Below are 15,481 nucleotides of genomic sequence, written 5' to 3' on the forward strand. Positions count from 1 at the left end.
CGAAGCGCGCGCCGTTTGCAGGCGCGCCGCACCCGTTGTTGCCATCAGCGCAGGAAGGCGTCGTAGCCGGTTTTCAGGATCAGCGCGGAGACCACCAGAATGAAGATCCCTCGCACGAAGCCCGCTCCATGCTTGAGCGCCAGATGCGTGCCTGCCACGCTGCCGATCACGTTGCAGACCGCGAGCATCAGCGCGTAGTGCCACCAGATGTGGCCCTTCAGGGCGAACAGCACCAGCGCCGAGGAGTTGCTCGCGAGGTTCATGAGCTTGGCCGAGGCGGATGCGTTCAAAAAGTCGTAGCCGAGCAGGCGCACGAACATGAAGATGAAGAAGCTGCCCGTGCCCGGCCCGAAGAAACCGTCGTATGCGCCGATGGTCAGCCCGATCGCGCACGCGATGGCCACTTCCCGGTTGCCGTCGTAGAGCGGCGTGTGGTGGCGTCCCAGGTCTTTTTTGGCGAGCGTGTAGAGCAGCAGGCAGATCAGCACGAACGGCAGCAGCTTGCGCAGGAAGTCACCCGAAATCAGCGTGACGGCCCAGGCCCCGAGGAACGAGCCGATCACCGCCGCCGCCGCCGCGGGCAGCATGGCGCGCCAGCGGATCTGCACCTTGCGGCTGTATTGCCAGGTGGCGATGGCCGTGCCCCAGACGGAGCCGCTCTTGTTGGTGCCGAGCAGGGTGGCCGGCGGGGCCGTGGGGAACGTGGCGAAGAGAGCGGGGACGAGTATCAGGCCGCCGCCGCCGACGATGGCGTCCACGAAGCCTGCGAGGACGGAGGCTACTGAGATGATGATCCATTCCATGGGGGTGGATTGTCTCACCGGGGGTGAGACTGCGCGGCCTGGCTTCTGTATTGCTCCCTCTCCCGCTTGCGGGGGGGAGGGCGGGGGTAGGGGCTGGTATTTGGATTTCTTCTGCTCTGGGGTAGAGGGCAGAGGCCGGGACTGCCCCCGGCGGGGCAATCACTTTTTGGTCTTGCCCAAAAAGTAATCAAAAATGCGCCTTCAATACCTCCGGCAGAACTCGACTGCGCGCTGCGCGCTTCGCTCGGACAACCGCCGGAAATCAGTTGGGAAGAGGTGTGTTCGGCACTTCGCTTCGCTCGTGGCGAAAAAAAAGCGCCGCAGTAGCGGCGCTTTTGGGAAAGTTGGCATCTTGTGGGGACGCTCGGAATATTTTGAATATGTTGTTTGAGTTGTGGCGTCTCCTCGGTCCCCTCGCTGCGTGCCGAGGCGCGCTTTCGAGTAAGGTGACTGTAATCGTTGCACATTGATAGTGCATTGGTGATTTCCCCACCCTATTTTGGAGCGCAGGACTACAGGCGTCGCCCCTTTTTGTGGCAGCGCCGAGGAGATGTCATTGGCATGACTCGTGCGTCAGTGGTTACATATAGTAGTCATTGATACGCGGAGAGCTATGACGGAGCGCAAGAAATTTGGCGTTGCACGCCCGGCTTTGGTGAGTTTCGCGGCTTGTGTTTTGGGTACGTGGTCGGCAGGGGCTGCGGCGGCCACGATCAGTCGGCCTTCTCTCACGGGTGTGCAGGACATCAGTGCGGTGGATACCGCGTGGCTGATGACGGCGACGATTCTGGTGCTGCTGATGACGCTGCCGGGGATCGCACTGTTCTATTCGGGGATGGTGCGGCGCAAGAACGTGCTCAACACCATGGCGAGCGTGATCGGCATTGCGGCGGTGGTGAGCGTTCTCTGGTTCACCTGGGGCTACTCGCTGGCGTTCACGCCCGGCAATGGCTGGATCGGTTCGGATCAGCGGTTCTGGTTTGCGGGTCTGGATTTCAGCGCCGTGCAGCAGAAGGTGGCCGTAAGCCATCTTGCGCCACACGTTCCGGAAGCCGCGTTCGCGATGTTCCAGCTGGCGTTTGCGGTGATCACCGCCTCGCTGCTGGTGGGCGCGTGGGTGGAGCGCATGCGTTTCGGGGGAATGCTGGTGTTCGTGGGGCTGTGGAGTCTCGTCGTCTATTCGCCGATTGCGCACTGGGTCTGGGAGCCGGGCGGCTGGCTCGCGAAGATGGGGGCGCTGGATTTTGCGGGCGGCACCGTGGTGCATGTGAACGCGGGGCTGGCGGGGCTGGTCTGCGCCTGGATGCTCGGGCCGCGTCGTGGCTATGGACGCGAGCCGCTCGAGCCAGGCAATCTGGGTTTCACGATGGTGGGCGCGGCGCTGCTGTGGATCGGCTGGTTCGGCTTCAACGCGGGCTCGTCGCTTGCGGCCGATGGGCGCGCGGCGCTGGCGCTGTCGGTGACGCACATTGCGGCCTGCGCGGGGGCGCTGGGCTGGGCGCTGGCCGAGTACCTTGTGCGCAGCAAGGTCACCCTGCTGGGTTTGTGCTCGGGGCTGGTGGCCGGACTGGTGGCGATCACGCCCGCGGCCGGGTTCGTCACTCCCCGTTCCGCGCTGTTGATGGGAGGGATCGCCGGAGTCGCCTGCTACTGGGGCGCGACCCGGCTGAAGCGCATGCTCGGTGCGGACGATTCGCTCGATGTGTTCGGCGTGCACGGCGTTGGAGGCATCGTGGGCGCACTGCTCACCGGCGTGTTTGCCGATGCGGACATCGCGGGCGTCCCGGGGAGCGTGTCCATCCAGGCCATCAGCGTGCTGGCCGTGGGCGTCTTCACGGTGATCGTCACGGCGCTGCTGTTCTGGCTGGTGAACGCGCTGATCGGCCTGCGCGTGGACGACGAGGCCGAACTCGTGGGCCTGGACATCGCGCTGCACGGAGAGCGCGCGAACACGTGAATCTGAAGGAGAACCCGACATGCCCGAAGCTGATCTTGTGGCCATCGCCGCGCATCTGCATGTGCTGCTGCGCAGAAACACCGGCAGGGTGACCGATACCGAGTGGATGGCGGTGAACGCCGAATATGCAGAGGCCGTCATCGCCTTTGCGCGTCAACATGCCGAGCGCAACTCGGTGGCCGATCTGCTGGATTGGGCGGGCAGGCTGGAGCGGGCCTGGCTCGATCATCTCCAGCGCGAGCAGCGCGTGCCGCTGGTGCAGCGTGCGTCGGACCTGCTCAGGCAGAGGGGGGAGGCGAAGAAGTACGTCGGTTCGCTGCGTTGACAGGGAACCGTGCGCTGCACGGACGGGGTGGGGGAGTATCGCTTCACCCCCGCCTACAACGATGGCGCGAGCGTGGGCTGGTCCATGGCCATGGATTCCTCGGGCAAGGTCAGAGAGACCGGCGATCACCTTCGCACGTCGGTGCAGCGCATTGTGGACCGCGCGGGCGTGGTGAGCGGATCGCTGAACAAGCCCTGAGCGGAGATTCGCAGGCGGCGTTCAGCCTCCCTTGCGGATCCACTCCGCTGCCTTTTCAGCGAGCATCAGCGTCGGCGAGTTGGTGTTGCCGCTGGTGATGGTGGGCATCGCGCCGGCGTCCACCACGCGCAGTCCCGCGATGCCGCGCACGCGCAGGTGCGAGTCGAGCACGGCCATCGGGTCGTCGGCGCGGCCCATGCGGGTGGTGCCGACGGGGTGGAAGATGGTGGTGGCGATGTCGCCCGCCAGCCGCGCGAGGTCTTCATCGGTCTGGTACTGCGGGCCGGGTTTCCATTCTTCCGGTGCGTACTTGGCGAGCGCCGGCTGCGCGCAGATGCGGCGCGTCACGCGCAGGCTGTCGGCGGCGACCTTGCGGTCTTCGTCGGTCGAGAGGTAGTTGGGCGCGATGGCCGGAGCCGTCCTGAAATCGGCGTTCTTGATCGTCACCGAGCCCCGGCTCGTCGGGTTCAGATTGCAGACGCTCGCGGTGAAGGCGGGGAAGCTGTGCAGCGGCTCGCCGAACGCGTCGAGCGACAGCGGCTGCACGTGGTACTGGATGTTGGGGTGCCGATGCTCCGCGCTGCTGCGGGTGAACGCGCCGAGCTGCGAGGGAGCCATGCTCATCGGGCCGCTGCGCTTGAGCGCGTATTCGAGACCGATCTTCGCCTTGCCAGCCAGACTGCTGGCCAGCACGTTGAGCGTGGGCACGTTCTTGACCTTGTAGACCGCGCGGATCTGCAGATGGTCCTGCAGGTTGGCGCCGACGCCCGGCAGCTCGTGCACCACGTCGATGCCGTGCTGCTGCAGCAGCGCCGCAGGGCCGATGCCCGAGAGCTGCAGCAGCTGCGGCGAGTTCACCGCGCCCGCGCTCAGGATCACCTCCTTGTGCGCCTTCACGGTGATCATCTCCTTGCCGGTCCACACCTGCACGCCGGTGCAGCGCTTGCTGCCATCGGCTTGGGGCTCGACGATGAGCTTTGCGGCGTGCGCATTGGTCCACATCTCGAAGTTCGGGCGGCCGTAGCAGGTGGGGCGCAGAAAGGCCTTGGCCGTGTTCCAGCGCCAGCCGGATTTCTGGTTGACCTCGAAGTAGCCCACGCCCTCGTTGTCGCCGCGATTGAAGTCATCCGTCGCGGGCACGCCCGCCTCGGTCGCGGCCTTGGCGAAGGCGTCGAGCACGTCCCAGCGCAGGCGCTGCTTTTCCACGCGCCATTCGCCCGAGCCGCCTGTGCTCTTGCTGCCGTGCAGCTGCTTGAAGGCATCGCTGGCCTTGGCGGGATCGTCAAGGCGCCAGTGGTCTTCATGGCGGCGGAAGGCCGAGAGCACGCTGTCCCAGCGCCAGTCGTCGTCGCCGGTGACGTCGGCCCAGTGCTCGTAGTCACGTGCCTGGCCGCGCATGTAGATCATGCCGTTGATGCTCGAGCAGCCCCCCAGCGTCTTGCCGCGCGGGTAGCGCAGCGTGCGGCCGTTGAGGCCCGGATCGGGTTCTGTGTTGTAGAGCCAGTCGGTGCGGGGATTGCCGATGCAGTAGAGATAGCCGACCGGAATGTGGATCCAGTGGTAGTCATCGCGCCGTCCGGCCTCGATCAGCAGCACGCTCTTTTGCTTGTCCGCGCTCAGGCGGTTGGAGAGCAGCGCGCCAGCGGTGCCGCCGCCGATGATGATGTAGTCGAATTCTGTGTTGTCGCTCATGGATGCCCGAATGCCTTGCCTGACCGGTTTTGTGTCTCTTGCGGTCATTGTGCGCAACGGCATCCGGGTGTCGAGAGGGGAAGCGCTGAATCGCTATGAAATTTGTGGCGTAAGGTTCATGCAATCAGCGCTTGCTAGCGATTTATTGAAGTTTTCTCACACCATCAGCGAGTCCAGCAGCCGCGCCACATGCACGGCCTCGCGCTGTGCGCCGTCGGCGATCTGATGGCGGCAGCTGGTGCCATCGGCGACGACGATGGCGTCGGGCTGCTTGCGGATCGCGGGCAGCAGCGCGGCCTCCGCCATCTGCATGGAGACCTCGTGGTGCTTGGCCTCGTAGCCGAAGCTGCCGGCCATGCCGCAGCAGCTGCTTTCGATGAGCTCGGCCTTGGTTTCCGGGATCAGCTTGAGCACCTCCATGATCGGCGTGACAGCGCCGAACGCCTTCTGGTGGCAGTGGCCGTGCAGCAGGATCTGCTGCCCCGCAGGGCGCAGCTTGAGCGCGAAGCGGCCGGCCTTGATTTCCTTGGCGATGAATTCCTCGAACAGCAGCGCCTGCTTGGAGACTGTCACGGCCTTGTCGCCCAGACCGAGCACCAGCGCTTCGTCGCGCAGCGTGAGCAGGCACGAGGGCTCGAGGCCGACCACCGCGACGCCGGCCTGCGCGAGCGGCAGCAGCGCGTCGATGAGCGCGCCGGCACGCTCGCGGGCCTCGTCGACCATGCCGCTTGCGAGATAGGTGCGGCCGCAGCAGTGGTGGCTGCCGTTGCCTTTTTCGACGGTGTGGATCACGTAGCCTGCGGCCTTGAGCACGCGTGCGGCGGCGAGTGCGTTTTCGGTTTCAAAGGTGCCGTTGAAGGTGTCGACGAACAGCACGGCCGCCTTCTGGTGCGAGCGGGCGGCGGCGAGCGTGGATTCGAGGTCGGAGAACAGCGTGCGGTTCTCGTCCCGCTTGCGCCAGAACGTGTCGCTGCGCCATGCGGGCAGACTGCGCTTGGCGGACAGGCCCAGCACCTTCTCGCCGAGCCAGGCCGCGCCGGGCACGGTGTTGCGCAGGTTCATGAGCCAGGAGAGCTGGCTGGCCGACGCGGCGTAGTCGGGCAGCTTTGCGATCAATTTGTCCTTGAGCGTGTGGCCGTGCCGGGCCTTGTATTGCGACAGGAACTCGATCTTCATCTTCGCCATGTCCACGCCGGTCGGGCAGTCGCGCTTGCAGCCCTTGCAGCCCACGCACAGGTCCATGGTCTCGTGCATTTCCTCGCTGGTGAAGGCATCGGGGCCCAACTGGCCCGAGAGCGCGAGCCGCAGCGTGTTGGCGCGTCCGCGCGTGAGGTGCTGCTCGTCGCGCGTGACGCGGTAGCTCGGGCACATGGTGCCCGCGTCAAACTTGCGGCAGGTGCCGTTGTTGTTGCACATCTCCACGGCCTTGGCGAAGCCGCCGGTCACGTCACCGCCGGTGCCGGGCGCGCTCACCTCCTCGGTGACGGGATCGGCGTTCACGTTCCATGCCGACCAGTCGAGTGCGGGCTGGATCGGAATGCGCTTGTACGGCTTGCCGCTGCTGGGCGGGGCGAAGCGGAACAGCGTGCCGTCGTCCATGCGCGGCGTGTCGATGATCTTGCCGGGGTTGAACAGATTGAGCGGGTCCATCTGTTGCTTGATCGCGCGGAAGGCCTCGTTGATCGCGGGGCCGAACTGCCATTCGATCCACTCGCCACGGCACAGACCGTCGCCGTGCTCGCCGCTGAACGCGCCCTTGTACTTGCGCACGAGTTCCGCCGCCTCTTCGCCGATGGCGCGCATCTTGGCCGCGCCGCCCTCGGTGCCGTCGACGCGCATGTCCAGAATCGGCCGCACATGCAGCGTGCCCACCGAGGCGTGCGCATACCAGGTGCCGCGCGTGCCATGCTTGGCGAAGACTTCGGTGAGCCCGTCGGTGTATTCGGCCAGGTGCTCGAGCGGCACGGCGCAGTCTTCGATGAAGCTCACCGGCTTGCCGTCGCCCTTCAGGCTCATCATGATGTTGAGGCCTGCCTTGCGCACCTCCCAGAGGTTCTTCTGCGGCGCGTCGTCGGACATTTCCACCACGGTGCCGGGCAGGCCAAGGTCGCCCATCAGCTCGACCAGTTGCTTGAGCTTGGGCAGCAGCTCGGCCTTGTTCGCACCCGCGAATTCCACGAGCAGGATCGCCGCGGGCGTGCCGTTGATCAGCGCGGTTTCCATGGTCGGGCGGAAGGCCGGATTGCTCAGCGCGAGGTCGATCATCGTGCGATCCACCAGCTCGACCGCGCAGGGGCCGAGCTTGACGATGTGCTGCGCCGAGTCCATCGCGCGGTGGAACGATTCGAAGTTGATCACGCCGAGCACCTTGGACTTCGGCAGCTCGGAGAGTCTGAGCGTGAGGCTCTTGGTGTAGGCCAGCGTGCCTTCCGAGCCGATCAGCAGATGCGCGAGGTTCACCGATCCGTCGTCGGTGTACGGCTTCTCGTTCTGGTTGTGGAAGATGTCGAGGTTGTAGCCCGCCACGCGGCGCATCACCTTGGGCCAGCGTGCCTCGATCTCGGCCTGATGCTGCTGTGCGAGCGAGCGCACGAAGTCCGCGAGCTGGGCCTCCCTTGCGCCCAGTTGCGACACCGGCCCGAAGTTCAGCAGATCGCCATTGGACAGCCAGGCGCTTGCGCCGACCACGTTGTGCACCATGTTCCCGTAGGCGATCGAGCGCGAGCCGCAGGAGTTGTTGCCCGCCATGCCGCCGAGCGTGGCCTGCGCGCTGGTCGACACGTCGACGGGATACCAGAGCCCGTGGGCCTTGAGCTGCGCGTTGAGATGGTCGAGCACGATGCCGGGTTCGACGGTGGCCGTGCGCTGCGCCACATCCACGTCGAGCACCTTGCGGAAATGCTTGGTGTTGTCCATCACCAGCGCCGCGCCGGTGGTCTGGCCGCACTGGCTGGTGCCGCCGCCGCGCGGCAGCACGGGCACCTTGAGCTCGCGCGCGATGTCGAGCGCGGTCGTGATGTCGCGCTCTGACTTCGGCACCATCACGCCCACCGGCATGATCTGGTAGATCGACGCATCCGTCGCATAGCGCCCGCGCGACGCGGCGTCGAACATCACCTCGGCCTCGGTTTCCGCGCGCAGGCGCCGCTCAAGCTGCTGGCAGACCTCGTTGGGCGGAAGAACGGTGCCGGCGGGGGCGAGGCGGTGCTGTGGATCGATCTGCATGGGGGCTTTCAGGTGAGGCGCTGCGGGGCTCGCCAAGGTGCGGTTTTTGTCCGCTCGAGCCGAAATCAGCGACGTTTTCAATTTTGCATTCATTATTTGTCACGGATTTCTCCTGTGTTTCAGGGAAATCCATGATTCGTGTTTGTCTTTTGAATGCAAAACTGCAGTAACTGCGATAAACATCAATGGCCGAACAGAGCCACTCACCCCCAAGAGATGAAGGAGACACTCACCATGCCCGCAAACAAACCCGTCCGCGCCGTAGCCGCCGCCGCAATCTCTCTGCTGGCGCTCGCCGGAGCCGCACATGCCGACTGGGCGCCCACCAAGGCCATCGAATTCGTCGTGCCGTTCTCGCCGGGCGGCGCGTCCGACCAGATGGCGCGGGTGATCCAGGCCGCCATTACCAAGCACGAGCTGGTGAAGGTGCCCATCGTCATCCAGAACAAGGCGGGCGCTTCGGGCGCAGAAGGCATTCTTGACGTGAAGGGCGCGGCCAAGGACGCGCACAAGGTGCTGGTCGCGTCGACCGGCATCTTCACCGTGCCGATGGCCACGGGCCTGCCGTTCAACTGGAAGGACCTCACGCCCATCGGCATGGTCGCGCAGGACGAGTTCGTGCTGTGGGTGAATGCCACGACGCCCTACAAGACCTCGGCCGACTACCTCGCCGACGTGAAGAAGAACCCCGGCAAGTTCAAGATGGGCGGCACCAGCTCCAAGCGTGAAGACCAGGTGATCACCGCCGAGGTCGAGCACAAGAGCGGCGCCAAGTTCACCTACATCCCCTACAAGGGCGGTGGCGAGGCCAGCACCCAGCTCGTGGGCAAGCACATCGATTCCAACCCCAACAACCCGAGCGAATCCATCGCCCAGTGGCGCGCGGGTCAGGTGCGTGCGCTCTGCCTGTTCTCCGACAAGCGCAGCAGCTACACCACCAAGGTGACCGATGCGCAGAGCTGGGCCGACATCCCCACCTGCAAGGAGCAGGGCCTCGACGTGTCGTACAACATGCTGCGCGGCTTTTTCCTGCCCGGTGGCGTGAGCGCGGATCAATCGAAGTTCTATCAGGACCTGCTCACCAAGGTCGTGGAGACGCCCGAGTTCAAGGAATACCTCGAAAAGAACGCGCTGCGCCCGGATTTCATGGTCGGTCAGAAGTTCGCCGACTTTCTCAAGCAGGACGAAGCAAGACATGCCGAAATCATGAAGACCGCCGGGTTCATGAAGTAATCGCGACAAGAGGTTGACGCAGCATGTCCGATTCAAGTCAAACGATGGACGGCCACGGCGCGGAGCGCGGCATCAGCAGGCGCTCGGTCGAATGGGCCGTGGCACTCATCCTGTTCGTGCTGGCCGCGCTGGTCATCTGGGACAACCAGCGCATCGGCGCGGGCTGGGACGAGTCCACCGGGCCACAGGCGGGCTACTTCCCGATGCGCATCGGCATCGCCGTCGCCATCGCCGCACTCTGCGCGGCATGGCAGGCGTTCCGGCACAAGGGTGACGAGCTGTTCGTCACCTGGTCGCAGCTCAAGAGCGTGGCCCAGGTGCTGGTGCCGCTCACCATCTACATCGCCCTGATCGGCACGCTGGGCATCTATGTCGCCTCCGCGCTGTTCATCGCGGCCTTCATGCGCTTCGCAGGGGGCTACCCATGGTGGAAGTCGGTCGCGCTCGGCGTGGTCACCAACGTGATCGTGTTCGTGGTGTTTGAAATCCAGTTCAAGGTGCCGTTGCCAAAGGGCCCCCTGGAAGCATGGCTGGGTTACTGAAAACGCAACAGAAGCCACGAAGTGGCCAGCCATTTTTTGAAGCGTTGGCGGCCACATGATCACCCACCACAACGGCAAGATCGCCCTTGAGACGCGACGCGCAGCCGCAGACAGTATGTCCATACGGCAAGGCTGCGCAACAAAGTATCAAGGGCGATATTGCCGCCTCAAAACGAATGACCAATCGAAGCCGGAAGGCTTCGTGAAAGTTGGAGTCAGATAATGGAAGACTTTGGCGCTCTGATGCACGGCTTCAGCGTCGTGCTGTCGTGGAACAACATGGGGCTGATGCTGGTGGGCATCCTGCTTGGCATCGTCGTCGGCGTGCTTCCCGGTCTCGGCGGCCCCAACGGGGTCGCCATTCTGCTGCCGCTGACCTTCGGCATGAGTCCCACCTCGGCGATCATCCTGCTGAGCTGCATCTACTGGGGTGCGCTGTTCGGCGGCGCGATCACCTCGGTGCTGTTCAACATACCGGGCGAGGCGTGGTCGGTCGCCACCACGTTCGACGGCTACCCGATGGCCCAGCAGGGCAAGGCGGGCGAGGCGCTCACGCTGGCGTTCACAGGCTCGTTCATCGGCGCGATTTCGGGCGTGCTGCTGATCACCTTTCTTGCGCCACTTGTCGCGTCGTTCGCGCTCGAATTCGGTCCGCCGGAATTCTTTGCGGTGTTCTTTCTCACGTTCTGCAGCTTCATCGGCATGGGCAAGGAATCCAAAGCCAAGATCGTCGCCGCAATGGGCGTGGGCCTGCTGCTCGCCGCCGTCGGCATGGACACGATTTCCGGCGAATTGCGCATGACGTTCGGCTCCAGCGAGCTGCTGCGCGGCTTTGATTTTCTCGTCGTGGTGATCGGCCTTTTCGGCATCAGCGAAATCCTTGTCACCATCGAAGAAGGGCTCGCCTTCAAAGGCAAGAAAGCGCAGATCGATCTCAAGGTGGTGCTGAAGACCTGGGCGAGCCTGCCGCGCTACTGGCTCACCATGCTGCGCTCGTCCGCTGTCGGCTGCTGGATGGGCGTGACCCCGGGCGGCGCGGTGGCCGCAAGTTTCATGGGCTATGGTCTTGCCAAGAAGTTCTCTCGCAAGGGCGACAACTTCGGCAAGGGCGAGGCCGAGGGCGTGCTCGCTCCAGAGACCGCAGCGCATGCCGCAGGCACGGCGGCGCTGCTGCCCATGCTCGCGCTGGGCATCCCCGGCTCGGCCACGGCGGCCGTGCTCCTGGGTGGTTTGATGATCTGGGGCCTGCAGCCCGGCCCGTTGCTGTTCACCGAGCAGAAGGATTTCGTCTGGGGCCTGATCGCCAGCATGTACATGGGCAACCTCGCGGGGCTGATCATCGTGCTCTCCACCGTGCCGCTGTTCGCCGCGATTTTGCGCATCCCGTTTTCCATCGTCGCGCCGATGATTCTGATGGTCTGCGCGATCGGCGCGTTCACGGTGAACGGCTCGGCCTCCGACATCTGGATGATGCTGCTGTTCGGCGTGGTCGGCTACGTGTTCAAGAAGCTCGACTATCCGCTCGCTCCGATGGTGCTCGCCATCGTGCTCGGCGACCGCATGGAGGACGCCTTCCGCCAGAGCATGCTGGGCAGCAACGGCAACATCGGCGTGTTCTGGCACAACGGGCTGTCGGGGACGATCATCACGCTGGCGTTGATTCTGCTGTTCTGGCCGGTGATCGGTGCGGTGCTGGCCAAGCTCAGGGGCGAGAAGAAGTCGGTGCCCGCCACTGATCTGGCCTGACCTCGGTTCGCCGAGGCCCGATGGGCCTCGGATCGATTGTTCCTGCGGGCCCTGTACGGGGCCCGCGATGTTCAAAGATCGCGCGCGGCTTCTGCTGGCTTGGCCTTTTTGGCCTTGGGTGCGGCGGGAGGGGCGGATTGTTTCCTCAACTGCGACAGCACTGCATCCCGTTTGTTGTCCAGGTGCCCCACCAGAATCCGCTTGAGCTTGGCTCCGTCACGTGCGGCGAGCGCTTCGAGCATCTCCGAATGCTCCGCGGCCGCGAGCTTCCATTTGCTCTCGTCATGATTGGTATGAAACCGCACGGGATGGGCGCGGGTGTTCACGCTGCGGTAAATCTGCGAGAGCACCGGGTTCTTGGCGGCCGCGTTGATGGCGGCGTGGATGCGGGCATTGAGGTCGTAGTACCCGGCGAGGTTCTTGCGGGCGAAGCAGGCCATCATTTCGTAGTGCATGGCCTGGATTTCCGAGAGCTCGTCTTCGGTGATGCGCTGCGCGGCGAGTTCGCCCGACATGCCCTCGAGCGTGGCCAGCACTTCAAAGGTGCTGACGATGTCGCTCTCGTCGAGCCTCGCGGCGACCGCGCCGCGGTTGGGCAGCAGCTCCACGAGGCCCTCGGCCGCGAGCAGCTTGATGGCCTCGCGCAGCGGCGTGCGCGAGACGTTGAGCACCTCGCAGATCTCGCGCTCGTTGAGCTTGGCTCCGGGCTCGATCACGCCTTCGACCAGCATGTGGCGCAGGCGGTCGGCGACCTGTTCGTGAAGCGCCTTGCGCGGGATGTTGTCCACGGTCTTGCTGGTCATGGGGGTCGTCGGTTTGGCGTTGTTCATGGAAATGAATTCAATTTTGACGCTTCGTGTTCTAATGACTAGGGTTAACGATCATCAGTTTTTGTATTTTGCATTCAAAATGTAGCCTGAAAGGAAGACGACATGCTGCAACTTGATTTTCACCCCACTGGCCGCCATTTTCTGCAAATTCCGGGACCCAGTCCCGTGCCCGATCGCATTCTGAGGGCGATGAGCCTGCCGACGATAGATCATCGCGGTCCGGAGTTCGGTGCTCTGGGCAAGAAGGTGCTGGGCGACATCGGCAAGATCTTCAAGACCAAACAGCCGGTGGTGATCTATCCTGCCTCGGGAACGGGCGCTTGGGAAGCCGCGCTCGCCAACGTGATGAGCCCCGGCGACGAGGTGCTGATGTACGAGACGGGGCATTTTGCATCGCTGTGGATCAAGATGGCGACGCGGCTCGGACTGAAGCCCGAGGTGCTGACCTACGAGGGCACCGACAAGCATCTGCCGAACGCGCCGGGCTGGCGTCGTGGCGTGCAGGCCGACATGATCGAGGCGCGGCTGCGCAAGGACACGGAGCGCAAGATCAAGGCGGTGTGCGTGGTGCACAACGAAACCTCGACCGGCGTCACCTCGGACATCCTCGCGGTGCGCAAGGCCATCGACGCGGCGGGGCATCCTGCGCTGCTGATGGTGGACTCGATCTCGGGGCTGGCCTGCGCGGATCTGGAGCACGATGCCTGGGGCATCGACGTGACGGTGTCGGGCTCTCAGAAGGGTCTGATGCTGCCGCCGGGCATCAGTTTCAATGCGGTGTCGCCGAAGGCCGTCGAGGTCTCCAAGACGGCGAAGCTGCCCAAGGCGTTCTGGGCCTGGGACGAGATCATCGAGATCAACAAGGGCGGCTACTGGCCCTACACGCCGAACACGAACCTGCTGTATGGCCTGTCGGAGGCGCTGGACATGATCCTCGGGCAGGGCATGGACGTGGTGTTCGCGCGCCACCAGCGCTGGGCTGCGGGCGTGCGTGCGGCGGTGAACGCCTGGGGGCTGCCGATCCAGTGCGCCGACCCGGCCGTGTATTCGCCGGTGCTGACGGGCGTGATCTTGCCCGAGGGCGTGGATGCGGACGCTGTGCGCAAGCTGATCTACGACCGCTTCGACCTCTCGCTCGGTCAGGGTCTGGGCAAGCTGCGCGGGCGCATGTTCCGTCTGGGGCATCTGGGCGACAGCAACGATCTCACGCTGGTTGCCATGGTCGCCGGCGTGGAAATGGGGCTCAAGCTGGCGGGCGTGAAGCTCGCGGGCAGCGGAGTCGAGGCGATCATGCAGCACTTCGCCGCCGACGCGTCGCAATCTTTATCTTCGGCGGACGGCGCAGCCAAGCTGCGTGTGGCATAGTTTCGGGAAGTTTTAGAGCGCAAATGCGCTCTAAGAACGTGTTTGCGATCTTGGCGCGAGGCTTGCAGGATGCGGATCGGGATGCTCTGCAAGGCGCAAACCGCAGCAATAGCTCGGGCTATTGCGAGGATTTGCAACGCGGCAGACCGCCCGAGGCCGCGCCTGCAAGACCGTGTGAAGATCGTAAACACGCTCTTACAGGCACTTGTCCGACAGCATTCGGGAGCAAAGGCGCGCAAGCGCCTTTTCTTTTTGTGGAATGATGCGACGGGTGCGCGCAGGGCGGAGGCGGGCAGGGCCTGCTCGGTTGACGGGTTTTGCCGTGCAGGCGCCCCTGCGGCCGCCAAGAGTGCAAAATCAGTGACTTTCGTGCAGAGGTTCCCTTGAGCCATGATCCGTCGGATCTGGCCGCCAATACATTGCCATGCAGATTACCAACCCGCCTTCGATACTGTCCGAAAGAGGCAACCGCTCCAGCGTCAAGGCGCAAGGGGAGTGGGTGTCCGCGGCCTTTGCCGACCGGCAGGTGTGGAAGCGGCTGGATGCGCAGCTCGAGAGCGCGGGCGGCGAGGCCGAATGGGATCTGCAGGAAATCGAGCGCCTTGACCACGTGGGCGCGCAGATTCTCTGGAACCATTGGGGCAAGCGGCCTCCTGCCAGCTGGCGGCTCACGCCCGCGCAGCAGGAGGTGTTCGAGCAGCTCGAGCGCTTCAGCAAGGTCGAGGCGCCGCCGAGAACCACGCCGTGGCTCTATGCGCAGATGTGCCATCTGGGCGTGTTGCTGTTCGGCGCGTTCGTGCATTTCAAGGATCTGGTCGCGCTGATCGGGCAACTGGTGTTCGATCTCGGGCGGCTCGCCGTGAACCCGCGCAAGGGCCCGTGGCGCGACATCTCCGCGCATCTGTACCGCATGGGCGCGACGGCGCTGCCGATCACCGCGCTGGTGGGGTTTCTGATCGGCGTGGTGCTGGCCTATCTGATGTCGCTGCAGCTGCGGCAGTTCGGCGCGGAGGCGTTCATCGTCAACATTCTCGGCATCTCGCTGATCCGCGAACTCGGGCCGATGCTCGGCGCGATTCTCGTGGCAGGTCGATCAGGCTCGGCGATCACCGCGCAGATCGGCGTGATGCGGGTGACCGAAGAGCTCGACGCGCTGCGCGTGATGGGCATTCCGCATGGCTTTCGCCTTGTCATGCCGCGCGCATTGGCGCTGGGCATCGCGATGCCGCTGGTCGCGCTGTGGACCACCCTCGCCGCGCTCGCGGGCGGCATGCTTGCCGCCGACCTGGCGATGAACATCTCGCCCGCGTATTTCGTGCAGGCCCTGCCTGCGGCGGTGAACGTGTCCAACCTGTGGCTGGCGATGGGGAAGTCGGTGGTGTTCGGCGTGTTCATCGCGCTGATCGGATGCCACTGGGGCCTGTCAGTGGAGCCCAATACGCAGAGCCTCGGCGAAGGCACGACGGCCTCGGTGGTGAGCGCGATCACCATGGTCATCATCGTGGACGCGCTGTTCGCCATCGCGTTCAAGAATGTGGGGTTCTGAGCGATGAACGCATCGACCA

12 protein-coding genes are annotated in these 15,481 nt (G+C 64.5%); 8 read left to right on the plus strand and 4 right to left on the minus strand.

Annotated elements, in window-relative coordinates:
• Nucleotides 1-44 precede the first annotated feature (44 nt).
• The gene (locus ISG32_RS14640) at nt 45-803 is read right to left on the minus strand and encodes a sulfite exporter TauE/SafE family protein (protein ID WP_194771761.1); all 759 of its coding nucleotides are present in this window, start codon (nt 801-803) and stop codon (nt 45-47) included.
• Between the two features lie 676 nt (nt 804-1,479).
• Here ISG32_RS14640 and ISG32_RS14645 point away from each other — a divergent pair.
• Genes ISG32_RS14645 through ISG32_RS14655 form a run of 3 tightly spaced genes read left to right on the plus strand, consistent with a single transcriptional unit; the run spans nt 1,480 to nt 3,283 of the window.
• Nucleotides 1,480-2,760 (plus strand): ammonium transporter, encoded by a 1,281-nt coding sequence (locus tag ISG32_RS14645; RefSeq protein ID WP_267254030.1) that lies wholly within the window; start codon nt 1,480-1,482, stop codon nt 2,758-2,760.
• Nucleotides 2,761-2,779: 19 nt separating this feature from the next.
• Nucleotides 2,780-3,085 carry a hypothetical protein gene (locus ISG32_RS14650; protein WP_194771763.1) on the plus strand — a complete coding sequence of 102 codons (306 nt, stop codon included), beginning with the start codon at nt 2,780-2,782 and terminating at the stop codon, nt 3,083-3,085.
• Nucleotides 3,086-3,094: 9 nt separating this feature from the next.
• Nucleotides 3,095-3,283, plus strand: a complete 189-nt coding sequence (locus ISG32_RS14655; RefSeq protein WP_194771764.1) for a hypothetical protein — start codon at nt 3,095-3,097, stop codon at nt 3,281-3,283.
• A gap of 21 nt (nt 3,284-3,304) precedes the next feature.
• Here ISG32_RS14655 and ISG32_RS14660 read toward each other — a convergent pair whose 3' ends face one another.
• Together ISG32_RS14660 and ISG32_RS14665 are read right to left on the minus strand one after the other, a co-directional pair.
• On the minus strand, nt 3,305-4,975 hold the full coding sequence (locus ISG32_RS14660) for a GMC family oxidoreductase (protein ID WP_194771765.1): 1,671 nt from the start codon (nt 4,973-4,975) through the stop codon (nt 3,305-3,307).
• Nucleotides 4,976-5,131: 156 nt separating this feature from the next.
• Nucleotides 5,132-8,200, minus strand: coding sequence for an FAD-binding and (Fe-S)-binding domain-containing protein (locus tag ISG32_RS14665; protein WP_194771766.1), 3,069 nt, complete (start codon nt 8,198-8,200; stop codon nt 5,132-5,134).
• Nucleotides 8,201-8,434: 234 nt separating this feature from the next.
• On the opposite strand from ISG32_RS14665, the gene ISG32_RS14670 reads away from it, so the two are divergent.
• The 3 genes from ISG32_RS14670 to ISG32_RS14680 all read left to right on the plus strand — a co-directional run bounded on the left by ISG32_RS14670 (nt 8,435) and on the right by ISG32_RS14680 (nt 11,721).
• A complete protein-coding gene (locus ISG32_RS14670) occupies nt 8,435-9,433 on the plus strand; it encodes a Bug family tripartite tricarboxylate transporter substrate binding protein (RefSeq protein ID WP_194771767.1) in 999 nt (332 codons plus the stop codon).
• A gap of 23 nt (nt 9,434-9,456) precedes the next feature.
• Nucleotides 9,457-9,975 carry a tripartite tricarboxylate transporter TctB family protein gene (locus tag ISG32_RS14675; RefSeq protein WP_194771768.1) on the plus strand — a complete coding sequence of 173 codons (519 nt, stop codon included), beginning with the start codon at nt 9,457-9,459 and terminating at the stop codon, nt 9,973-9,975.
• 222 nt (nt 9,976-10,197) lie between these two features.
• Nucleotides 10,198-11,721 (plus strand): tripartite tricarboxylate transporter permease, encoded by a 1,524-nt coding sequence (locus ISG32_RS14680; protein ID WP_194771769.1) that lies wholly within the window; start codon nt 10,198-10,200, stop codon nt 11,719-11,721.
• Between the two features lie 71 nt (nt 11,722-11,792).
• Here ISG32_RS14680 and ISG32_RS14685 read toward each other — a convergent pair whose 3' ends face one another.
• A complete protein-coding gene (locus ISG32_RS14685) occupies nt 11,793-12,551 on the minus strand; it encodes a GntR family transcriptional regulator (RefSeq protein WP_407645060.1) in 759 nt (252 codons plus the stop codon).
• 102 nt (nt 12,552-12,653) lie between these two features.
• Between ISG32_RS14685 and ISG32_RS14690 the strand changes: the two genes are divergently transcribed.
• Nucleotides 12,654-13,916, plus strand: a complete 1,263-nt coding sequence (locus ISG32_RS14690; RefSeq protein ID WP_194771770.1) for a pyridoxal-phosphate-dependent aminotransferase family protein — start codon at nt 12,654-12,656, stop codon at nt 13,914-13,916.
• Between the two features lie 424 nt (nt 13,917-14,340).
• The gene (locus tag ISG32_RS14695; RefSeq protein ID WP_194771771.1) at nt 14,341-15,462 is read left to right on the plus strand and encodes an MlaE family ABC transporter permease; all 1,122 of its coding nucleotides are present in this window, start codon (nt 14,341-14,343) and stop codon (nt 15,460-15,462) included.
• Nucleotides 15,463-15,481 lie beyond the last annotated feature (19 nt).

This window comes from Diaphorobacter caeni (assembly GCF_015354245.1).
Classification (GTDB): Bacteria; Pseudomonadota; Gammaproteobacteria; order Burkholderiales; family Burkholderiaceae_C; genus Diaphorobacter_A; species Diaphorobacter_A caeni.